Origin of the sequence: Mycobacterium deserti, assembly GCF_025345615.1 — a bacterium.
GTDB classification, from domain to species: Bacteria; Actinomycetota; Actinomycetes; order Mycobacteriales; family Mycobacteriaceae; genus Mycobacterium; species Mycobacterium deserti.
The window spans coordinates 139,758-161,201 of sequence record NZ_JAODWD010000004.1 but is presented as its reverse complement, the minus strand read 5'-3'; the positions used below and the strand labels follow the sequence as shown (position 1 = coordinate 161,201).

Genomic DNA, 21,444 nt, shown 5'->3' with positions numbered 1-21,444 from the left:
CTCAGACCTCCACGAGTCCGAGGTCGACGACGACCGTGCCCGCACAGCCCGCCGGCGCGGCCACGAACAACTCGAGCACCGTGTCGCCAAGCAGGTCCTCGACCACACGCAATGCCACGTGAGTCGCCCCACGGGCCGCAATGGGGAAGTAGCGCATCGGCTTTCCGTCGCAGAACAGCACCACGGTCACCATGTCGTCGCTTGAGTTACCGCCGCGGAAGTACACCGGCTGGGTCACCGAGCCGGCGGGCACCACATAGCGCAACGACTCGTCGATCAGCAACGGTTTGTCCAGACCGTTGCCCTCGAATTCGAAGGGACCCTGCAGGAATCGGGGAATGCTGCCGTCGCTCACCCTCTCGGAAGGTAGGGCGCAGATGTTTCCGGGTGGTTTCCGGCACGCTTCGGACGGAATTCGCCTCGCGCAGAGCACCCGTGCAGAGGCTGTGAGCCGCTGTTGACACGAAGGACACGCGGGTGCAATCCGCACAGAATGCGGTGCCGGTACACAGAATCCATGAGTCGCGACCGCTATCTCGCACACTGGGACGCCGAAGACGTCGACGCCTGGGAAGGTCGAACAGGCGGGACGCCCGGCAAGGACATCGCCAAGCGCAATCTCGTCTGGTCGATATTCGCCGAGCACATCGGCTTTTCGATCTGGTCGATTTGGTCAGTGATGGTCCTGTTCATGCCGCAGGACATTTACGGCATCGATGCCGCGGGCAAGTTCTATCTGGTGGCCATCCCGACTCTTGTCGGCGCCTTCATGCGGATTCCCTACACCGTCGCACCTGCCAAGTTCGGCGGCCGAAACTGGACCATCGTCAGCGCATTGCTGCTGCTTATCCCAACGGTGCTGACGTGGTGGGTGATGAACAGTCCCGGTTCGTCATACACCACCTTCATGATCGTGGCGGCCTTCGCCGGCTTCGGCGGGGGAAACTTCGCCTCGTCGATGACGAACATCAACGCGTTCTACCCCCAACGGCTCAAGGGCTGGGCGCTGGGGCTCAACGCCGGCGGGGGCAACATCGGAGTGCCGGTCATCCAACTCGCCGGCCTGTTGGTGATCGCGGCCGTCTCCAACACCGCCCCGGAGATCGTGTGCGCGATCTATCTGGTGCTCATCGCGTGCGCCGCGCTCGGAGCCGCGTTATTCATGGACAACCTCGGCAACCAGCGATCCAACCTCGGGGCGCTCGCAGAGGCCCTGCGCTACAAGCACTCCTGGGTGATGAGCTTCTTGTACATCGGCACGTTCGGGTCGTTCATCGGGTTCTCGTTCGCCTTCGGGCAGGTCCTTCAGATCAATTTCCTGGCCGGTGGCGACACCGCAGCCCAGGCTTCGCTGCACGCGGCGCAGATATCGTTCGTCGGACCGCTGCTCGGGTCCATCTCGAGGCCGTTCGGCGGCAAGCTCGCCGACCGCATCGGTGGTGGACGAATCACCCTGTACACCTTCGTCGCGATGACGTTCGCGGCCGGAATCCTCGTGACCACCGGCATCCTCGACGACAGCACGGCCAGCGCACCCACCGGCGCCCAGATGGTCTGCTACGTCATCGGATTCATCTTGCTGTTCATTCTGTCGGGCATAGGTAACGGCTCCACGTACAAAATGATCCCGTCGATCTTCGAGGCGAAGGCCCAGGGTCACGACGAGTGGGATTCCGCCGAGAAGGCGGCATGGTCACGCAGCATGTCGGGAGCGTTGATCGGTTTCGCCGGTGCGGTCGGGGCGCTGGGCGGTGTCTTCATCAACATCGTGTTACGCGCCTCCTATGTCGGAGACGCCAAGTCGGCCACCAATGCGTTCTGGGTGTTCATGGCGTTCTATGTGATCTGCGCCATCGTCACCTGGCTGGTTTTCCTGCGCATCCAGAGTGCCCGAGTCGGGACCGGCGAACTGATCGGCCGGTCACCCGAGCCGGCACCTACCAGCTGAGCTGGGCAAACGGTGCTCACCGCGGCGGCACCGGCGGGGTGAGCATCAGTTTTCCTGGCCATAACGCGGGTGGAAACAGTCCGGAACACGACGTGCCCACGATGGACCCATGGCCGTGACCCGAACAGCGTGTTCGTACTGCGGTGTCGGCTGCGGCATCACCGTCGAAACCACGTCCGACAACGGCCGCCAGGTGATCGCGCGCGTGTCGGGGGACAAGCTGCATCCGACTAATTTCGGGCGGTTGTGCACCAAGGGCGCCACCCACGCCGAGATGATGCGCGCCGACGACGGCAGGCTCACCTCAGCGCTGCTGCGACCCGGCCGCGACGACGAACCCGTGCCCACACCGGTCGACGATGCGATCGCCGAGGCCGGCCGGCGCCTACGGACAATCATTGACAAGTACGGTCCTGACGCGGTGGCGTTCTACGTGTCAGGCCAGATGTCGCTCGAATCACAGTATCTCGCAACAAAATTGGCGAAGGGGTTCCTGCGCACCAAGTACATGGAATCCAACTCGCGGCTGTGTATGGCCAGCGCGGGCACCGGATACAAGCAGTCGCTCGGTTCCGACGGCCCGCCCGGTTCGTACACCGACTTCGACACGGCGAACCTGTTCTTCGTCATCGGCTCGAACATGGCCGACTGTCATCCGATCCTGTTCCTGCGGATGGCGGACCGCCTCAAGGCCGGCGCCAAGCTCATCGTCGTCGACCCCCGCAGGACGGCCACCGCTGAGGCGGCCGACCTCTACCTGCAGATCAAACCGGGCACCGACCTGGCCCTGCTGAACGGTCTGCTGCACCTGCTCGTCGAAGACGGTCACATCGACGAGCGGTTCATCGCCGAACACACGGAGGGCTGGGACGCCATGCCGGCGTTCCTGGCCGACTACCCGCCCGCCGACGTCTCGAAGATCACCGGCGTCAGTGAATCCGACCTGCGTCTGGCGGCCGCGATGATCGCCGACGCCGGGGAGTGGATGACGTGCTGGGCGGTCGGGATGAACCAGAGCACGCACGGCACCTGGAACACCAACGCCATCTGCAACCTGCACCTGGCCACCGGTGCGATCTGCCGACCGGGCAGCGGGCCGATGTCGTTGACGGGTCAGCCCAACGCGATGGGCGGTCGTGAAATGGGTTACATGGGACCGGGGCTGCCGGGCCAACGATCGGTGCTGTCCGTCGAAGACCGAGCCTTCGTCGAGCACAAGTGGAATTTGGCGCCGGGAACCATCCGCACCGACTTCGGCCCGGGGGCGGTCGACATGTTCGAACGCCTGGCCGCCGGCGAGATCAAGGCCTGCTGGATCATCTGCACCAACCCGGTGGCCACCATGCCCAATCGCAGAACCACCATCGCGGGCCTCGAAGCCGCCGAACTCGTCATCACCCAGGACACCTACCGCGACACCGCCACCAACCGCTACGCCGACATCGTGCTGCCGGCCACACTATGGGCCGAATCCGACGCGACGATGGTCAACTCGGATCGCACCATCACCTTGCTGCAGCAGTCGATCCGGCCGCCCGGCCAGGCCCTACCGGACTGGCAGCTGATCTGCCGGATCGCCGACGAACTGGGTTTCGGCGAGCACTTCGCCTACCGCGACAGCAGCGAGATCTTCGACGAGATACGCGAATTCACCAATCTGCGTACCGGATGGGACGTCCGCGGCGCCAGCTATGAGCGGCTGCGTGAGACGCCGCTGCAGTGGCCTGTGCCGCCGCGCAGCGCCGCCGGGGGGGACGAGGACCGGCATCCGATCCGGTACCTCAACGACGGTGTCAGTCAGCATCTCTTCGCGGACGAGGACGGCCACCGGCCGCGACTCGCATTCGCCACCCCGTCTCGGCGTGCGGTGTTCCTTGCCCGCCCGCACGTCGACGCCGACGAACTGCCCGACACCGATTATCCGATTGTGCTCAATACCGGCCGGCTGCAACACCAGTGGCACACCATGACCAAGACCGGCAGGGTCGACAAGCTCAACAAGCTCGACCGCGGGCCGTTCGTCGAAGTGCATCCCGTGGACGCGGTGGCCCTCGACATCACCGAGGGCAAGCCGGTGGAACTCACGTCGCGGCGGGGCAGGGCGGTGATGCCCGCCGTCGTCACCGATCGGGTCCGGCCCGGCAGTTGTTTCGTGCCGTTCCACTGGAACGACGAACACGGCGAATATCTGACGATCAACGCGTTGACCAACGACGCCGTCGATCCTGAGTCTCTGCAACCAGAGTTCAAGGTCTGCGCGGTGAGTCTGCGACCGGTCAAGGCGGTGGACTCCGCTGCCGCGAACCACCCCGTCGCCGCCGAACTCGGATTGGGCGCAGCCCAACGCCCTGTGCTTACCGAAGACGAGAAGCTCTATTTGGCAGGCTTTCTCACCGGCATCGGTAACGAACCTGCCAGGGTTCCGGTGCTGCCTGCCAATGCGCCGGTGCGTGTCGATGTGCGGCTGTGGGTGAACGGGCTGCTGGCGGGCCGCTTCGCCGGGGCCGACGAAGATGCGGTGCCACCAGCGCCCGGCGCCGACTCCGGTGGCCCGCTAGTGGTGTGGGCGTCCCAAACTGGCAACGCAGAAGAGTTTGCCAGCTCGGTGGCCGAACGAATCGCAGGCGCCAAGTTGATCAACATGGACGCCGTGACGTTGTCGGACCTCGCCGCGGCGCGAGACGTCCTGGTGGTCACCAGCACATTCGGTGACGGTGGTCCGCCCGACAACGGCGCCGACTTCTGGGAGCGGCTGCGCGACGGCGACGCGCCCGCGCTCGACGGAGTGCGCTACGCAGTGCTCGGGATCGGTGACCGTTCCTACAACGACTTCTGCGGCCACGCCAAGTCGTTGGACTCGCGGTTGTCCGATCTCGGCGCGACGAAACTGCTCGACCGTGCCGAATGTGAGGTCTACGACGACGAGCCGATGCACCAGTGGGCCGATGAGGTCGCCAGGCTGCTGTCCGACGCACCGGCGCCGGGTTCGCCGAGTGGCGGCCGCACCGCCGCCGTCACGCGCCCGGTCGCCCTCGCCGAACCGTTCACCCGCGCCAAGCCCGTACTCGCTCCGCTGGCCCGCAACACCGTCCTGAGCGGGCCCGCTTCGGCGAAAGAAGTGCGCCAGTTCGGATTCGACATCTCCGAGCACGACGTCACCTACGCAGTGGGCGACTCCCTCGGCGTGTTCGCGCGCAACGATGTGGGTGTCGTCGACGCGTGGCTGACCGCGACCGGCCTGCGCGGTGACCACGTCATCGAGGTCGACGGCGCCGAGCAACACCTCCGCGACGCACTGACCAACTCATACGACATTCGCAAGGTGACACCCGACCTCGTGCGCTTCATCGCCGAGCACAGTCGCGACGCGCGCCCCCTGCGGGCTTCGTCAGACAAATTGAAGCGCTGGCTCGAGCATCGCGACGGCATCGACTTGGTGTCCGAGTTCGCCGTGCACGCCGACCCCGTCGAATGGCAGGACGTCCTGGTGCGGCTCACGCCGCGCAGCTACTCGATCTCGTCGAGTCCGCTGGTCAGTCCCCGGGAGGTGCAGCTGACGGTGTCGGTGGTGCGCTACCGCGGTCGCGGCGGCGTGTGTTCGACCTACCTGGCCGACCGTGCGTCGGCTCCGGTGCCGGTGTTCCTGCAGCGGTCGCCGCACTTTCGTCCGCCTGCCGACGGCGACACCGCGATGATCATGGTCGGTCCGGGTACGGGGGTCGCCCCGTTCCGGGGCTTCCTGCAAGAGCGCCGCGCTCTCGGTCATAGGGGGCGCAACTGGTTGTTCTTCGGCGAGCAGCACCGCGCCGAAAACTACTACTACCGAGACGATTTCGAGGATATGGTTCGCGACGGCCTGCTCGACCGGCTGGACCTCGCGTTCTCCCGCGACCACGCCGAGCGGGTGTATGTCCAGCACAAGATGCTCGAGAACGGCGCCGAGTTGTGGGGCTGGCTCGAGGACGGCGCTCACTTCTACGTCTGCGGGGACGCGAACCGGATGGCCCGCGACGTCGAGGCCGCGCTGACGACCATCATCGAACGCCACGGCGGCATGTCACACGAGAAGGCCCACGCCTACAAGCGCGAGCTGGTGGCCGACAAGCGCTACGTGCGCGACGTCTACTGACGTCAGGGTTCAACGGCGAGATTGTCGGAGTGTCCGGCGTCGAGTCGCGGCCACTGGGCGACGGGGCGTCCGCCCCACTCCTGGAGTACCGGCGGCCAAGTGGGCGAGCCACCGTCACTCCTCATGGAGCAGTGTTGTGGCCAGCCGGTGGGTGAGTCCTCCCACCGTTCCTGGCGTCCGTAGACGGTGCGGTCCATGAGCGAATAGCTGTAGTCCATGGCCTCGACGCCCCGGCGCTTCGTCCAGTAGGTCTCGAAGACGCGGTCGCCGTCGCGCAGGTAGCACACGAGGTGGAACAGGCCGAGCTCCCGACCGACGAGGAGCGCGTCGAGAGAGGGCTGCGCCGAATACCAGGGCATGTCCCAACCCATGAACTCGCGGTAGCGCAGGCTCTCGTCGTAGGACAGCTGTGCGTCGGCGGGGCCGAACGCGGTGTTGCGGCCCTCGGACAAGACCGCGAAGGTGATGTCACGGGAGTGCAGGTAGGACAGCTCGCCGACCTGGCTGAGGAACAGCGTGCAGCCTTCGCATTGCTCGGGTGCGGGCCGGCCGGGCCACCACATGAAGTAATAGGCGATGAGCTGCCGTCGCCCTTCGAACGCGTCGAGCAGGGTGAGCGGACCGTTGGGTCCGATCAGCTCGACGGCGGGATCGACCTCGACCATGGGCAGGCGCCGACGGGCCGCGGCGATCGCGTCGCCTTCTCGGGTGTGGGCTTTCTCCCGCGCGCGCAGTCTGTCGAGTTCGGTCTGAAAAGCGGCCCGGTCGACGATCGCGGGCTTGCCGAAGGTTGTTGATTCATCCGTCATGGCCGCTGTCTTTCTGCCGCCACTGGTGTCCGAGGGGGGACTTGAACCCCCACGCCCGTTAATAGGGCACTAGCACCTCAAGCTAGCGCGTCTGCCATTCCGCCACTCGGACCAGTTCTGGGCAGCTTAGGCTATCGGATTCGGCAGCCCGGACCCAAACCCGGCCGCGGTCTCAATGGTACGAATAGGGCTGTGACACCTCCCGCCAAAGCCGAAGACGAGGTGGTCGACCTCGTCAGCTCGCTCATCCGCTTCGACACGTCGAACACCGGTGAGCCCTCGACCACAAAGGGCGAGGCCGAGTGCGCCCGCTGGGTGGCGCAGCAGCTGGAAGAAGTCGGCTATCAGACCGAATACGTCGAATCCGGCGCGCCCGGCAGGGGCAATGTGTTCGCCCGCCTGCGCGGTGCCGATCCGAACCGCGGCGCGCTGCTGTTGCACGGCCATCTCGACGTCGTGCCCGCCGAGGCGTCGGACTGGAGCGTGCACCCCTTCTCCGGCGCGGTCACCGACGGCTACGTCTGGGGCCGCGGCGCGGTCGACATGAAAGACATGTGCGGGATGTTGATCGCGATCGCCCGGCACTTCAAACGCGCCGGCATCGTGCCGCCGCGGGATCTGATCTTCGCGTTCCTCGCCGACGAGGAAGCCGGCGGCAAGTACGGGTCGCAGTGGCTGGTCGACAACCGGCCCGACCTGTTCGAGGGCGTGACCGAGGCGGTCGGGGAGGTCGGCGGATTCTCGCTGACCGTCCCTCGCAAAGACGGCGGCGAGCGGCGCTTGTACCTCGTCGAGACCGCCGAGAAGTCGATGATGTGGATGAAGCTGTCCGTGCGCAGCCACGCCGGCCACGGGTCGATGATCCACGACAGCAACGCGGTTACCGCGGTCGCCGAGGCGGTGGCCAAACTGGGCCGCCACGAGTTTCCACTGGTCATGACCGACGCCGTCGGGCAGTTCCTCGAGGCGGTCACCGAGGAGACCGGATACTCGTTCGATCTGAACTCGCCGGATCTGCCCGGGACCATTGCTAAGCTGGGACCCATTGCCCGCGTGGTCGGCGCGACCCTGCGCGACACGGCCAACCCGACCATGCTCAAGGCCGGATACAAGGCCAACGTGATTCCGGCCTCGGCTGAAGCCGTGGTGGACTGCCGTATTCTGCCCGGTCGCCAGGCGGCGTTCGAGCGCGAGATCGACGAGCTGATCGGCCCCGACGTGACCAGGGAATGGGTTACCGAATTACCCTCTTACGAAACCACTTTCGACGGCGACCTGGTCGACGCGATGAACGGTGCCATTCTGTCGGTCGACCCCGACGCCCGGCTCGTGCCGTACATGCTCTCCGGCGGCACCGACGCAAAGGCGTTCATGCGCCTGGGCATTCGGTGTTTCGGCTTCGCTCCGCTGCAGCTGCCGCCGGAGTTGGACTTCACCGCGTTGTTCCATGGCGTCGACGAACGGGTACCCGTTGATGCGCTGATATTCGGCACCCAGGTTCTCGAACACTTCCTGCTGCACTGCTGACACTCCCGTCGAAAGGACAATCATGGCGTTTGACTACAACCCCTACGAGTTCCTGCCCGAGCTGCCGTCGTTCACGCTGACCTCCGAGTCGTTCACCGACGGTCAGGCGTTCTCCAACGATCAGGTCAGCGGCATCATGGGTGCGGGCGGATCCGACACCTCACCGCAACTGTCCTGGTCCGGCTTCCCCGAGGAGACACAGAGTTTCGCGGTGACCATGTATGACCCCGACGCGCCGACCGGGTCGGGCTTCTGGCACTGGGCGGTGGCCAACCTGCCCGCCACCGTTACCGACCTGCCCGCGGGTGCGGGCGACGGCAGCGGATTGCCCGGCGACGCACTGACTCTGCGCAGCGATGCCGGTCCGAAACGCTTCATCGGCGCGGCCCCGCCCGCAGGCCACGGAGTGCACCGGTACTTCGTCGCGGTACACGCCGTGAAGGTTCCCAAGCTCGAGCTCGACGGCGACGCCAGCCCGGCCTACCTGGGCTTCAATCTGTTCATGAATGCGATCGGACGGGCCGTCATCCACGGCACCTACGAGCAGAACTAGTCGCGCGCGGCTGATCCGACCGCGTCGGCCAGCGACGCGAAGCCACCTTCGTGCAGGCGGCGGGCGATGCCGTCGTGGATGTGTTTGGCCCACAGCCCGCCGCCGTACACGAAACCCGTATAGCCCTGCAGCAGCGACGCACCGGCGGTGATGCGTTCCCACGCATCGTCAGCGGTCTCGATGCCGCCGACGCTGATCAGCACCAGCCGATCGCCGACGCGCCTGCGCACCCGCTTCAACACCTCGACAGCCCGCTTCGCCACCGGCGGTCCCGAGATCCCGCCGGGCCCCAGCGCGTCGACGCCGGCGGTGGCCAGCCCCCGGCGGGACACCGTCGTATTGGTCGCGACGATGCCGGTCAGCCCCAATTCGATTGCCAGATCCGCGATCTCGTCGACGTCCTCGTCGGACAAGTCCGGCGCGATCTTCACCAGCACCGGCGCCGAGGTGGCCTCGCGGACCGCAGCGAGGATGGGTCGCAGCGACTCGACGGCCTGGAGGTCACGTAGTCCCGGCGTGTTCGGCGAGCTGACGTTGACGACGAGGAACGATGCCAACGACCCGAGCAGCCGGGCGCTTTCGGCGTAGTCGGCCGCGGCCTGTTCGGGCGGTGTGACCTTGGTCTTCCCGATGTTGACGCCGACCGGCATGTCCGCAATGCCTGAGGCCAGCCGGCGCGCGAGTTCGGCCGATCCCCGGTTGTTGAACCCCATCCGGTTCAGCAGCGCCCGATCGTCGGCCAGTCGGTACATGCGCGGCGGCGGGTTGCCCGGCTGAGCCTGCGCGGTGACGGTGCCGACCTCGGCGTAGCCGAACCCCAGCGCCGCCCAAGTGTGCAGCCCGCGGCCGTCCTTGTCGAAACCGGCGGCTAACCCGAGTGGACCGGGAAAGCGCACCCCGAACACCGTGCTGGCCAGGACGGGATCACGCGGGGCCAGCCAGCGCGCCAGCATCCGGCGCGTCACCGGCACCGCGGTGACGGCGCGCAGCATCGCGAACACCCAAGTGTGAATACGTTCGGGTGCAACGAGAAACAGCGCCCGCCGCAGCGCGCGGTACATCACAAGCCGGGCTGGTCCGCGATGCTGCGCCTGTCCGCGGGAGACTTCTTGCGGCGCAACAACACCCGCCTGCTACCGTCGGTGTAGAGCCGGACCCGGGTGAGTTCCCATCCGCGGTACTCGGCTTCGATGGACAGCCGCGTCGACGCGCTGACCCGGGTCACATCCGGAGGCAACCGCAGCGGTATCCACTCGTAATCGTCGGAGGGATCGGCCGAGATGGCGTCCTCCCACCCCGGCGGCATCCGGCCTCGGTGCCAATCCGGCTGGCCCTCACGCCCGCGGACGGCCGACATCAGCCACTCACCGCCGCATCGCCGATCACCTGCACACCTGCTCCCGAACCGGACACCACATACAGCGTGCCAGACGCTTCGTCGAAGGCCAGGGAATTCGGCTGTTGCACGGTTCGATAACGCACCTTCTCGACGGGGATGCCGGTTGCCAGATCGTAGCCAACAACGGTATTGCTTGCCGTCTGCGACACCCACGACAGCTGCGCCGACCCCGCCAGCCCGTAGGGTGCGTCGCGCACCGGCGCACGTTGACGCAGGATCAGCGGTTCGATCCCGAACACCAGAAGCCCCTCGCCACGCGTATCAGCCACCAGGATCCGGCCCGCCGCGTCGGCCGCCATCGTCGTGGCGCCCTCCCCGGCGCGCAGCGCCTGCTCCGAATCGGTTCCGCTCTCGGACAGCGCGGTCACCGACGTCTGTCCGCGGTCCAGTACGACCACCGTGTTCCCCTGCGCCACAAGGTCGTCCACCCGCGCGAAGATCTTCAGCTCGGCGGCGGCGGTGGATTCGGAGTCCAACGTGTAGACCGCGCCGTCCGCACTGCCCAGCACCAGCTTGCCGTCGGCGCGACGCGCGATCGCGGTGAAGTCGGTCGTCTGCCGGCCTTCGACGTCGACCTTGCGGGCGGTGCTCGCCGCAAGGTCGACGACGAAGTAGCCGCCTCTGGTCGCGACGTAAGCGTGACCATCGCCGTCGCCGGTCATCGCGGTCGCCGCGGCCGGCAGTGTCACCGGCCTCGGCGCGCCGGTCCCGGCCAGCGTGGTGACCGCCGACTGACCTGCGGGGCCGGCAGTCAACACCGCCAGAGTGGCGGTGGCGGCGTCGAAGACGGCCTCCTGCGCGGGCCCGGTCAACGGGCGCACCACCCCCGGCGGCGTCATCGACTGTGACGGCGAAACCGCTGCTTGCGCAGGGGCTATCGTCGGCGGGGGAGCCTCGGCGGGGTTCGACGAGCAGCCCGTCACGCCGAGCAGGAACGCTGCTACGCCTGCGCCGAGGCGAACCAGCTGATCTTGAATGTTTAGCAAAAGCGGCAAAGGGTAGCTCTCGGATCGTGCGAATCGAATGGCTGACGAACGGCCAGTCTAGGCAGGCCGCTCACCGCGAATTCCCCGCCGCTCGTCGCGCCCGCGCAGAGGGTGCCGAATGCGGCGGTATGGTTCGGTCATGAGCCTAGCCACACACCGGGATCTGGGCGTTCAGGGGTTTGCTGTCGAGGACATTTGGACTGGTCTACACGCCAGCGGGTTTGGCCAGACCGGCGATGGGCGGAGCTTTTCCTTCCACATCGAGCGGCCCAACCTGGTCGTCGAGATCTACCGTCCGAGGCTGAGCGGTCCCGTCCCTCAGGACGAGGACATCGTCGCGATCGCGACTCGCAAGCTCGTCGATCTCGACCTCAACGACGAACGCAGCATCTCGGCGGCCGTGCGGGACGCCATCGCCGCCGCGCAGCCGGTACCTCGCCCGGGGCGCTGACACCGACCCCACGGTACGGTCGTCGTCGTGATGGACGTGGCGGCGATGTCGTGGTTGCAGGTCATCGTCCTTTCGGTGCTGCAGGGTCTCACCGAATTCCTCCCGGTTTCGTCATCCGGTCACCTGGCCATCGCCTCGCGAGTCTTCTTCGACGAGGACGCAGGTGCCTCGTTCACCGCGGTCACCCAACTCGGCACCGAAGCCGCGGTTCTGCTGTACTTCGCCCGCGACATCGCCCGCATCGTCAAGGCGTGGTTCGGCGGGTTGTTCGACGCGGCGCGGCGCACCGCGGACTACCGGCTGGGTTGGTGGGTCATCATCGGGACCATCCCGATCGGCGTGTTCGGCCTGCTGTTCAAAGACGAAATCCGCACGGGGGCACGTAATCTGTGGGCGATCGCGATCGCGCTGATCGTCTTCTCCGCAGTGATCGCCGCCGCGGAGTACTACGGCAAGCAGACCCGCAGCGTCGAGCAGCTGACGTGGAAGGACGGCGTGATCGTCGGTTTGGCGCAGTGCCTCGCGCTGCTGCCCGGCGTGTCGCGCTCCGGGGCCACCATCAGCGCCGGCCTGTTCCTCGGCCAGAACCGCGAGCTGGCCGCGCGTTTCGGCTTCTTGCTCGCGATTCCCGCGGTGTTCGCCTCGGGGTTGTTCTCCCTGCCGGACGCGTTTCATCCGGTCGGTGAAGGTATGAGCGCAACGGGTGCACAGCTGTTGGTCGCGACCGTGATCGCGTTCATCGTCGGGTTCGCCGCGGTTTCTTGGTTCCTGCGGTTCCTGACGCGGCACAGCATGTACTGGTTCGTCGGCTACCGCGTTGTGCTGGGCGTCGTCGTCCTTGCTCTGCTGGGCACCGGGGTGGTGGCGGCCACGTGACCGTGATCCTGTTGCGCCACGGGCGCTCCACGTCGAACACCGCGCACACCCTGGCCGGCCGCTCCGATGGCGTCGACCTGGACGACAAGGGGCGGGAACAGGCCGAAGGGTTGGTCGACAGGCTGGCCTCGCTGCCGATCCGCGCGATCGTGCGCTCACCGCTGCTGCGCTGCGAGCGCACGGTCGAACCGCTGGCCGCCGCGCTGGGGCTGCAGCCCATCGTCGACGAACGCATCTCAGAGGTCGATTACGGCGCGTGGACGGGACGCAAGATCGGCGATCTGGTGAAGGAGCCGTTGTGGGCCGTGGTGCAGCAGCAGCCCAGTGCCGCGGTGTTCCCCGAGGGCGAGGGGCTGGCGTCAGTTCAGGCCCGTGCGGTGGCCGCGATCCGCGAACACGACCGGCGCATCGCCGAACAGAACGAGGGCGACGCGCTCTGGGTGGCGTGCACGCACGGCGATGTGATCAAGGCCGTGCTGGCCGACGCGCTGGGCACCCACCTCGACAGCTTCCAGCGGATCACCGCCGACCCGGCGTCCATGAGTGTGATCCGGTACACAGCCGTTCGGCCCTTCGTCATCCACGTCAACCACACCGGAGACCAATTGACAGCGGGCCTGCTCCCCAAGCCAGCCAAGACCGACGGGCAGGCAGACGATGTGCCGCCCGAGGACGCCGTCGTCGGCGGGTCGACCGGCTAGTCACGATTACGGCTGACAAGCCCTAACCGGTATTTTGGAAATTGCCATGGCCCGCGCAATTCACGTCTTCCGCACCCCCGACCGCTTCGTGGCCGGGACTGTCGGGACGCCCGGCAACCGGACCTTCTATTTGCAGGCGGTCCACGACAAGCGCGTGGTGTCGGTCGTGCTGGAGAAGCAGCAGGTTGCCGTGCTGGCCGAACGCATCGCGGCCCTGCTGCTGGAGATCAACCGACGCTTCGGCACCCCGGTCCCGCCGGACACCGGCGAGATCGAGGATCTCAGCCCACTGATCACGCCGGTGGACGCTGAATTCCGGGTCGGCACCATGGGCCTCGGCTGGGATTCCGAAGCGCAGACCGTCGTGGTCGAACTGCTCGCGGTGTCCGAGACCGAATTCGACGCTTCGGTGGTACTCGACGACGCCGAGGAGGGCCCCGACGCGGTGCGGGTCTTCCTCACCCCGGAGTCGGCCCGCGAATTCGCGACGCGGTCCAACAGGGTGATCTCGGCCGGCCGTCCGCCCTGCCCGCTGTGTGACGAGCCATTGGACCCGGAGGGCCACATCTGCGTGCGCACCAATGGCTACCGGCGCGGCGCCCTCGCCGAGTCCGACGATGACACCGACTGATAATGAGGTGCTGCAGCGCGGTGAGCTGACGGTAATCGGACGGATCCGCTCCGCGAGCAACGCCACCTTCCTCTGCGAAGTCAATCTCGGTGAGCGGCAAGCACATTGCGTCTACAAGCCGATAGCGGGAGAGGCCCCGCTGTGGGACTTCCCGGACGGGACCCTTGCGGGCCGGGAGCTGGGTGCTTATCTGGTGTCGGCCGCACTGGGCTGGAACATCGTGCCGTACACCATCATTCGTGACGGACCCGCGGGCGAAGGAATGCTGCAGCTGTGGGTGGACCAGCCGGGCGACGAGGTCGACGAAGAGCCGTCGTCCGGACCCGACCTCGTGGACCTGTTGCCCGCCGATCACATTCCGTCCGGGTTCTTGCCGATCCTGCAGGCATACGACTACGCGGGCGACGAAGTCACCCTGGTGCACGCCGACGACGCGCGGCTGCGCCGGATGGCCGTCTTCGACGTCCTGATCAACAACGCCGACCGCAAGGGCGGCCACATCCTGTGCGGCGTGGACGGACATGTCTACGGCGTCGACCACGGGGTGAGCCTGCACGTCGACGACAAGCTGCGCACCGTGCTGTGGGGATGGGCGGGTAAGCCCGTCGACGACGAGACCCTGGGGGATGTGGTCCGGTTGCGCGATCAGCTTCGGAACGGGCTGGCCGAGGAATTGAGCGACCACATCACGGCCCGCGAGGTCTCGGCACTGCACGCGAGAACCGTTGACCTGCTGAAGAACCCTGTGATGCCGACGCCGGACCGGCGCAGGCCCATTCCCTGGCCGGCGTTCTAGCCGGCGCGCCGCGCGAGCAGATGCGGCTGATTGATCATCGTGATCTTGCCGTCCGTGGTGATCCACCCGCGGTTGACGAAGTCGCACAGCGCCTTGTTGACGCTTTCCCTGGTAGCGCCGACGAGTTGGGCCAGCTCGGTCTGCGTCAGGTCGTGGCGCACCCGCAGGAACTCGCCATGCTGACTGCCGAACCGTCGCGCCAGATGCAGTAACTCCTTGGCGACCCGGCAGGGCACGTCGTCGAAAACCATGGCGAGCAGGTGGTTGTTGGCCGACCGCAGCCGCTTGGCCATGTACTTGAGCAATTGAGCGGCGATCTCCGGCCGTTCGGACATCCAGCGGTGAAGCGTCTCGTCGTCGACGACCGCGGTGCACACATCGGTGACAGCGGTCGCGGTGGCCGTGCGCGGCCCGCGGTCGAGCGCGGAGACGGTGCCGAGGACATCCGACGGGCCTCTGATCTCCATCAGCTTCTCCCGCCCGTCGACAGCCCGGCTGCAAACCTTCACCTTGCCGCGAAGGATGATGTGCAGACCGTCGGCGAACTCGTCCTGGCGATAGACATCCTTGCCGCGCCGCCACTCTTCCAGCCGTAGCTGCGGAGCCAAGGTCGAGTAGATGGCGGGGTCGAGACCCCGCAGGAATCCCACGTGTGCCAGCACGTCGGCGGCTGTCGAGTTCACCGGGCCGTGGATTCCACCGTTGGTCGATGCTAAACCTCCGGACTGGTTCGAGCTCGCGCGCGTGATGTACTTGCCCGGTGAGCCTGACCGATGCGGCGCTGGCCGCCGAGGTGGCTGCAGACGCCGGTGAACTGTTGCTGGCGGTGCGCGAAGAGCTCGGCTTCTACGACCCGTACGACCTCGGCGACGCGGGGGACAAGCGCGCCAACGTCCTGATCCTCGACCGACTTGCGCGCGACCGGCCCGACGATGCCGTGCTGTCCGAGGAAGCCGTCGACGATGTGTCACGGGTGCACGCCGACCGGGTCTGGATCGTCGACCCGGTCGACGGGACCCACGAATTCTCGCTGCCGGGCCGTGCGGACTGGGCGGTGCACATCGCACTGTGGCAGCGCAGCGGCGGTCCCGCCGGCGGCATCACCGACGCCGCTGTCGCGCTTCCGGCCCGAGGCGAGATGTACCGGACTGACACGGTCACGCCACCACCGCCGCGTGCCGACGGCCCGATCCGCATCGCGGCCAGCGCCAGCCGTCCACCCGCGGTGCTGTGGTGGCTGCGCGAGAAGATGGACATCCAGCTTGTGCGCATCGGATCGGCCGGGGCGAAGGCGATGGCTGTCGTGCGCGGTGACGTCGACGCCTACATTCACGCCGGCGGCCAGTGGGAGTGGGACTCGGCGGCTCCGATGGCCGTGGTACGGGCGGCCGGTCTGCATGCGAGCCGCCTCGACGGCTCGCCCATGATCTACAACCGGCGCGACCCGTATCTGCCCGACTTCGTGATGTGTCGCTCGGAGCTGGCCGGTGCTCTGCTCGACGGTATCGCCTCGGCGTATCGCCACCGCTGAATGTGGGCGGTCGGTCAGCGCACTTTAAAGTCGAACGTATGGAATCGTGGCCGTCGCCGACTGTTCCGGAGTTGCAGGGCCGCGGCCCTGCGCTTCGGCTGTACGACAGCGCCGACCGGCAGGTGCGTCCGGTGACCGTGGGCCAGACGGCCTCGATGTATGTCTGCGGCATCACGCCGTATGACGCCACCCATCTGGGCCACGCCGCCACCTATCTCGCGTTCGACCTCGTGCACCGCCTGTGGCTGGACGCCGGCCACCGCGTGCACTACGTGCAGAACATCACCGACGTCGACGACCCGCTGTTCGAACGGGCGCAGCGTGACGGCCTCGACTGGCGCGAGCTGGGGAATCGCGAGACCAACCTCTTCCGAGAGGACATGGCCGCGCTGCGGGTGCTGCCGCCGCACGAGTACATCGCGGCGACCGAGGCCATCGCCGAGGTCATCGAGCTCGTCGAGAAGATGTTGGCCTCGGGCGCGGCATACGTCGTCGACGACCCCGACCATCCCGACGTGTACTTCCGGGCCGAGGCCACCGCGCAGTTCGGCTACGAGTCGGGATATGACCGCGAAACCATGCGCAGGCTGTTCGCCGAACGCGGCGGCGACCCGGATCGCGCGGGCAAGAGCGACGAACTCGACGCGCTGCTGTGGCGCGCCCAGCGTCCCGACGAGCCCAGCTGGCCCTCTCCGTTCGGCCCGGGCCGGCCCGGGTGGCACGTGGAGTGCGCGGCGATCGCGCTCAGCCGCATCGGCACCGGCCTCGACATCCAAGGCGGGGGCAGCGACCTGATTTTCCCGCACCACGAGTTCTCGGCGGCCCACGCCGAATCCGTCACCGGTGAGCGGCGGTTTGCGCGTCACTACGTGCACGCGGGGATGATCGGCTGGGACGGGCACAAGATGAGCAAGAGCCGCGGCAATCTGGTCCTGGTATCGCGACTGCGCGCCGACGGCACCGACCCCGCCGCGATCCGCCTGGGGCTGCTGGCCGGCCACTACCGCCAGGATCGGTCGTGGACCGACGCGGTGCTCGACGAGGCACACCACCGCCTGCACCGCTGGCGCAGCGCGACGGCGCTGCCGGCCGCTCCCGACGCGGCCGATGTGGTTGCCCGCGTGCGCCGCTACCTCGCCGATGATTTGGATACGCCGAAAGCCCTTGCCGCCATTGATGGTTGGGCGACGGACGCCCTCACCTACGGTGGTCATGACGCGCTCGCCGGGCAGACCGTCGCCACCGTGATCGACGCGCTGCTTGGTGTCAAGCTGTAGAACGGCCCACTCCTTTACCCGGCGCGGTACGTTGACGGCCATGAGATCCGTGAACGGTAAAGTCGCGCTGATCACCGGCGCCGGGAACGGCATCGGCGCCGAGGTGGCCCGCCGCCTACACGCCAAGGGTGCGAAGCTGCTGCTGATCGATCTGGACGACAGCGCACTCAAGGACGTGGTGGGCGCACTGGATGCCGATCGGGTGGAGTCCGCCGTTGCCGACGTGCGTGACCTGGCCGCCATGGAAAACGCTGTCGCCGCGGGCGTCGAACGGTTCGGCGGGATCGACATCGTGATGGCCAACGCCGGTGTCGCGTCCGCCGGGTCCGTCCTCGCCGTCGATCCGAACGCCTTCAAGACACTGATCGACGTCAATGTGTTGGGCGTCTTCCATACGGTGCGCGCGGCGCTGCCCTCGGTGCTCGATCGCCGGGGCTACGTACTGGTGGTGTCGTCGGCCGCGGCGTACGCACCGTCGGCCGGCATGGCGGCCTACGACGCGACGAAGGCCGGGGCCGAGCACTTCGCCAACGCGCTGCGCCTCGAGGTCGGTTACCGCGGCGTCGACGTCGGTTCGGCGCACATGCTGTGGATCGACACGCCGATGGTTCGCGAGGGGCTGGCCGACTCGCCGGCTTTCCAGGAGATGTTGCGAAAGCTCCCCGGCCCCTTGGGCAAGACCACCTCGGTGGAGAAGTGCGGGCAGATCTTCGTCAAGGGCATCGAGTCCCGGGCACGCAACGTCAATTGCCCACGGTGGGTGGGTGCGATGAGGTGGCTCAAGCCGGTTCTGACATCTCGGCTCGGAGACAAGACATCGTCGAAGTCCATTCCCGAATTGCTGCCCAGGATGGACGCGGAAGTGGCGGCACTGGGCCGGTCGATGAGCGCCCGCAACGAGGCGTTGGAGAACGGCTGATGCGGCGGATCGCTGCCGTCATCACGGCCCTCGTGCTGCTGGCGGGCTGCAGTACCGGCGGACCAGAGGACACCACCTCGGCGCCGCCACCACCGACCGCTGACGCTGTCGCCTCGGATCAGGCCCGTGCGATCGCGAAGGAGGCCTACATCTACGGCTTCCCCTTGGTGGACAACTACCGAGTCATGTACTCCTACTTCGTCAATAAGGACGACCAGGATTACAAGGGCGGTTGGAACGAAATCCACAGCGCGGCGCGAGTGTTCACTCCCGAGGACAGGACGGTTCAGACGCCGAACTCCGATACCCCGTACTCCGCCCTCGGAGCTGACCTGCGCACCGAGCCGCTGGTGTTGACGGTGCCGCCGGTCGAACAGAACCGCTACTACTCGCTGCAGTTCGTCGACCTCTACACCTACAACGTCGCCTACGTCGGCAGCCGCACTACCGGCAATGGCGGTGGGAAATACCTTCTTGCGGGCCCCAATTGGTCCGGCCCCAAACCCGCAGGCATCAAAGAGGTCATCAAGTCCGACACCGAACTGGCGCTGGTGCTGTACCGCACTCAACTGCTGGGCCCATCGGACATCGACCAGGTCAAGAAGATCCAGGCCGGCTACCAGGTCGAACCGCTGTCGGTATACCTCAAACAGCCGGCGCCCGCCCCCGCCCCGCCCATTGACTTCGTGCCACCGTTGACGCCGGAGCAGGAGCGGACGTCGCCGCAATTCTTCGAAATCCTCTCATTCGCATTGCGATTCGCAGCGGTGCGACCCGACGAGAAGGAGATCCGGGATCGCTTCGCCAGTATCGGGATCGGCCCCGACGGCACCTTCGAGGCGGACAAGCTTTCGCCCGAGATGCGCGCGGCGATCGAGGGCGGTATGGCCGATGCATGGGCCGAGCTCGACCAGCTGAGGAAGGACAAGATCGACACGGGCGAGGTCGGTTCGGCGCAGTTCTTCGGCACCGCCGCCGATTTGAAGGGCAACTATCTCTACCGGATGGCAGGCGCGGTGTTCGGCATCTACGGCAACACGGCGGCCGAGGCCCTCTATCCGGGTCTGTCGAACGACTCGACGGGCGCGCCGCTGACCGGTGCCAACAACTACATCGTCAAGTTCCCGTCGGGCCAGTTGCCGCCGGTCAACGCGTTCTGGTCGTTGACGATGTACGAGATGCCTGCCAGCCTGCTTGTTGCCAACCCCATCAGCCGCTACCTGATCAACTCGGCGATGCTGTCCAGCCTCGTGCCCGATCCCGACGGCGGCTACACGATCTATGTGCAGAACGCGTCGCCGGGAATCGAGAAGGAGTCCAACTGGCTGCCCGCGCCCAAGGGACCGTTCCAGATGGTGCTGCGGCTGTACTGGCCCAAACCCGACGCCCTGAACGGCACCTGGAAGCCCCCGCAAGCAGTGAAGGCCTAACCGCGGAATCCGGGGCCGCGGCGGCGCAGGTAGCGCTCGAACTCGGCGGCCAGCGCGTCGCCGTCGATCTTGCCCAGAGCCTCGGACATGTCGACCTCGGCATCGCCACGCTCCTCGAGCGACTGCACGTATTCGGCGATCTCGTCGTCCTCGGCCGTCATCTCCGTGACCGCCTGCTCCCACTCCTCGGCGGCCGTCGGCAGATCGGCCAGCGGCACCTCGATGTCGAGGACGTCCTCGACGCGGCGTAGCAACGCGACCGTTGCCTTCGGGTTCGGCGGCTGCGACACGTAGTGCGGAACCGCCGCCCAGAAGGTCACCGCCGGAATGCCGGCCTGCACACAGGCGTCCTGGAACACGCCGGCGATGCCGGTCGGCCCTTCGTAGCGGGTCTCCTCAAGGCCGAACGTCTTGGCCGAGTCGGGAGAGTAGGCCGCACCCGACACCGGCACCGGCCGAGTGTGCGGCGTGTCGGCCAGTAGCGCGCCCAGGATGACGACGGTCTGCACGTTGAGCTTGTCGGCGATCGCGAGCAGCTCCGCGCAGAAGGTCCGCCAGCGCATGTTCGGCTCCACGCCGTGCATCAGCACGATGTCGCGGTTCGAGCCGGGCGGACGGCAGTGCGAGATCCGCATCGACGGCCAGACCAGCTCGCGGGTGACGCCGTCGACCTGGCGGATCACCGGGCGGTTCACCTGGTAGTCGTAGTAGGCCTCGTCATCGATCTCGACGATCGTGTCGGCTTCCCAGATGGCGTCGAGGTGTTCCAGCGCGTCGCTGGCCGCATCGCCGGCGTCGTTCCAGCCCTCGAAGGCGGCCACGATGATCGTGTCGTTGAGTTTGGGCAGGTCGGACGGCTTACGGCCGCTCGCATCCGACGGGGTCACCATGCCAGCGTAAGCCCTTCGGGTGGGCTAGGAGCGCCATCGCCACACGGGTTGGTTTGCGTCGGGCGACTACCCTGTACGCGTGGCTGATGTGAACTATCGCGCGCGTGACACCGATTTGCGCGACACCTCGTCGACGCGGGTTGTGGTGGGCGACGGCGCCATGGGCACCGAGCTACGGGCCGCGGATCTGAGGCTCGACGACTTCGAGGATCTCGAGAGCTACAACGAGGTCCTCAACGACACGCGTCCTGACGTGATCGAGGCGAAATACGTTCGGCTGCAATCTGGTTAACCCTGGTGACAACGACATTGCCGACAGAACTCGCGAGGTTGCGCTCAGGGCACCGCGATCACCGAGCAGGTCGAGGTCGGTCGCGGTGATCAGCTTGGCGTCCAGACGTCGATCGGGTGTCGACGTAGACTTGTCCGGTCGAGAGGCGTTGCAACGGTTATTTGGGCGGGCCCAGTGCCCTTCCGGTATCCGCCACGCTCGGCAGAGTCAAGGACGCCTTCCGCTAAGGAAGGAGTGCACGTGAACGCCCCTGACCCGAACGTTCTGGCGCCGAAGATCCGCCCCGACTGCACCGACGA

General features: G+C 66.9%; 20 protein-coding genes, 1 tRNA gene and 1 pseudogene. 14 read left to right on the top strand and 8 right to left on the bottom strand.

Translation table 11 applies throughout. The annotated features are described in order from the left end of the window. Nucleotide 1: 1 nt before the first annotated feature. Nucleotides 2-355, bottom strand: coding sequence for a molybdopterin oxidoreductase (locus tag N4S67_RS17100; RefSeq protein ID WP_260994204.1), 354 nt, complete (start codon nt 353-355; stop codon nt 2-4). 162 nt (nt 356-517) lie between these two features. Between N4S67_RS17100 and N4S67_RS17095 the strand changes: the two genes are divergently transcribed. Next, on the top strand, nt 518-1,948 hold the full coding sequence (locus tag N4S67_RS17095; protein WP_390893407.1) for a nitrate/nitrite transporter: 1,431 nt from the start codon (nt 518-520) through the stop codon (nt 1,946-1,948). A 109-nt stretch (nt 1,949-2,057) separates the two neighbouring features. Beyond that, nucleotides 2,058-6,077 (top strand): bifunctional nitrate reductase/sulfite reductase flavoprotein subunit alpha, encoded by a 4,020-nt coding sequence (locus tag N4S67_RS17090; protein WP_260994202.1) that lies wholly within the window; start codon nt 2,058-2,060, stop codon nt 6,075-6,077. A 2-nt stretch (nt 6,078-6,079) separates the two neighbouring features. On the opposite strand, the gene N4S67_RS17085 is transcribed toward N4S67_RS17090, so the two are convergent. Further along, nucleotides 6,080-6,886, bottom strand: a complete 807-nt coding sequence (locus N4S67_RS17085) for a DUF899 domain-containing protein (RefSeq protein WP_260994201.1) — start codon at nt 6,884-6,886, stop codon at nt 6,080-6,082. A 23-nt stretch (nt 6,887-6,909) separates the two neighbouring features. After that, nucleotides 6,910-6,998 (bottom strand) — tRNA-Leu (locus N4S67_RS17080). Nucleotides 6,999-7,078: 80 nt separating this feature from the next. Between N4S67_RS17080 and N4S67_RS17075 the strand changes: the two genes are divergently transcribed. Then, complete coding sequence (locus tag N4S67_RS17075; protein ID WP_260994200.1) at nt 7,079-8,413, top strand: M20/M25/M40 family metallo-hydrolase; 1,335 nt, start codon at nt 7,079-7,081, stop codon at nt 8,411-8,413. Nucleotides 8,414-8,435: 22 nt separating this feature from the next. Then, a complete protein-coding gene (locus tag N4S67_RS17070; protein WP_260994199.1) occupies nt 8,436-8,966 on the top strand; it encodes a YbhB/YbcL family Raf kinase inhibitor-like protein in 531 nt (176 codons plus the stop codon). On the opposite strand, the gene N4S67_RS17065 is transcribed toward N4S67_RS17070, so the two are convergent. From N4S67_RS17065 to N4S67_RS17055, 3 genes are read right to left on the bottom strand one after another with little or no spacing between them, the layout of a single operon-like run. Continuing rightward, entirely contained in the window at nt 8,963-10,027 is a 1,065-nt protein-coding gene (locus tag N4S67_RS17065) for a quinone-dependent dihydroorotate dehydrogenase (RefSeq protein WP_260994198.1), read from the bottom strand. The two genes, N4S67_RS17070 and N4S67_RS17065, sit on opposite strands and share 4 nt — an antisense overlap. Further along, nucleotides 10,027-10,323: a DUF5703 family protein gene (locus N4S67_RS17060; RefSeq protein WP_260994197.1), complete on the bottom strand. Its 297-nt coding sequence runs from the start codon at nt 10,321-10,323 to the stop codon at nt 10,027-10,029. The genes N4S67_RS17065 and N4S67_RS17060 overlap by 1 nt, the downstream gene beginning before the upstream one ends. After that, the gene (locus tag N4S67_RS17055) at nt 10,323-11,360 is read right to left on the bottom strand and encodes a YncE family protein (RefSeq protein WP_260994196.1); all 1,038 of its coding nucleotides are present in this window, start codon (nt 11,358-11,360) and stop codon (nt 10,323-10,325) included. The genes N4S67_RS17060 and N4S67_RS17055 overlap by 1 nt, the downstream gene beginning before the upstream one ends. Before the next feature lie 130 nt (nt 11,361-11,490). Here N4S67_RS17055 and N4S67_RS17050 point away from each other — a divergent pair, with 130 nt between their 5' ends. Genes N4S67_RS17050 through N4S67_RS17030 form a run of 5 tightly spaced genes read left to right on the top strand, consistent with a single transcriptional unit; the run spans nt 11,491 to nt 14,806 of the window. Beyond that, nucleotides 11,491-11,802 carry a hypothetical protein gene (locus tag N4S67_RS17050; protein WP_260994195.1) on the top strand — a complete coding sequence of 104 codons (312 nt, stop codon included), beginning with the start codon at nt 11,491-11,493 and terminating at the stop codon, nt 11,800-11,802. A gap of 45 nt (nt 11,803-11,847) precedes the next feature. Then, nucleotides 11,848-12,678, top strand: a complete 831-nt coding sequence (locus tag N4S67_RS17045; protein ID WP_260994701.1) for an undecaprenyl-diphosphate phosphatase — start codon at nt 11,848-11,850, stop codon at nt 12,676-12,678. After that, nucleotides 12,675-13,379, top strand: a complete 705-nt coding sequence (locus N4S67_RS17040; protein ID WP_260994194.1) for a histidine phosphatase family protein — start codon at nt 12,675-12,677, stop codon at nt 13,377-13,379. The genes N4S67_RS17045 and N4S67_RS17040 overlap by 4 nt, the downstream gene beginning before the upstream one ends. Before the next feature lie 46 nt (nt 13,380-13,425). Then, a complete protein-coding gene (locus tag N4S67_RS17035; protein WP_260994193.1) occupies nt 13,426-14,010 on the top strand; it encodes a DUF3090 domain-containing protein in 585 nt (194 codons plus the stop codon). After that, nucleotides 13,997-14,806 (top strand): SCO1664 family protein, encoded by an 810-nt coding sequence (locus tag N4S67_RS17030; RefSeq protein WP_260994192.1) that lies wholly within the window; start codon nt 13,997-13,999, stop codon nt 14,804-14,806. Before N4S67_RS17035 ends, N4S67_RS17030 begins: the two co-directional genes overlap by 14 nt. On the opposite strand, the gene N4S67_RS17025 is transcribed toward N4S67_RS17030, so the two are convergent. Further along, the gene (locus N4S67_RS17025) at nt 14,803-15,489 is read right to left on the bottom strand and encodes a Crp/Fnr family transcriptional regulator (RefSeq protein ID WP_260994191.1); all 687 of its coding nucleotides are present in this window, start codon (nt 15,487-15,489) and stop codon (nt 14,803-14,805) included. The genes N4S67_RS17030 and N4S67_RS17025 overlap by 4 nt on opposite strands. 77 nt (nt 15,490-15,566) lie before the next feature. Between N4S67_RS17025 and N4S67_RS17020 the strand changes: the two genes are divergently transcribed. The 4 genes from N4S67_RS17020 to N4S67_RS17005 are packed head-to-tail and all read left to right on the top strand — an operon-like array spanning nt 15,567 to nt 19,963. Beyond that, complete coding sequence (locus tag N4S67_RS17020; RefSeq protein WP_260994190.1) at nt 15,567-16,337, top strand: 3'(2'),5'-bisphosphate nucleotidase CysQ; 771 nt, start codon at nt 15,567-15,569, stop codon at nt 16,335-16,337. 38 nt (nt 16,338-16,375) lie between these two features. Further along, on the top strand, nt 16,376-17,614 hold the full coding sequence (gene mshC, locus N4S67_RS17015; RefSeq protein ID WP_260994189.1) for a cysteine--1-D-myo-inosityl 2-amino-2-deoxy-alpha-D-glucopyranoside ligase: 1,239 nt from the start codon (nt 16,376-16,378) through the stop codon (nt 17,612-17,614). Nucleotides 17,615-17,654: 40 nt separating this feature from the next. Beyond that, nucleotides 17,655-18,533, top strand: coding sequence for an SDR family oxidoreductase (locus N4S67_RS17010; protein ID WP_260994188.1), 879 nt, complete (start codon nt 17,655-17,657; stop codon nt 18,531-18,533). Beyond that, nucleotides 18,533-19,963 (top strand): DUF1254 domain-containing protein, encoded by a 1,431-nt coding sequence (locus N4S67_RS17005; RefSeq protein WP_390893405.1) that lies wholly within the window; start codon nt 18,533-18,535, stop codon nt 19,961-19,963. Before N4S67_RS17010 ends, N4S67_RS17005 begins: the two co-directional genes overlap by 1 nt. Here the strand turns inward: N4S67_RS17005 and N4S67_RS17000 are convergent. After that, nucleotides 19,960-20,853, bottom strand: a complete 894-nt coding sequence (locus tag N4S67_RS17000; protein WP_390893404.1) for a PAC2 family protein — start codon at nt 20,851-20,853, stop codon at nt 19,960-19,962. The two genes, N4S67_RS17005 and N4S67_RS17000, sit on opposite strands and share 4 nt — an antisense overlap. Nucleotides 20,854-21,013: 160 nt before the next feature. Here N4S67_RS17000 and N4S67_RS28055 point away from each other — a divergent pair. Next, a pseudogene (locus N4S67_RS28055) lies at nt 21,014-21,217 on the top strand (hypothetical protein); the annotation flags it as partial. Between the last annotated feature and the right edge of the window lie 227 nt (nt 21,218-21,444).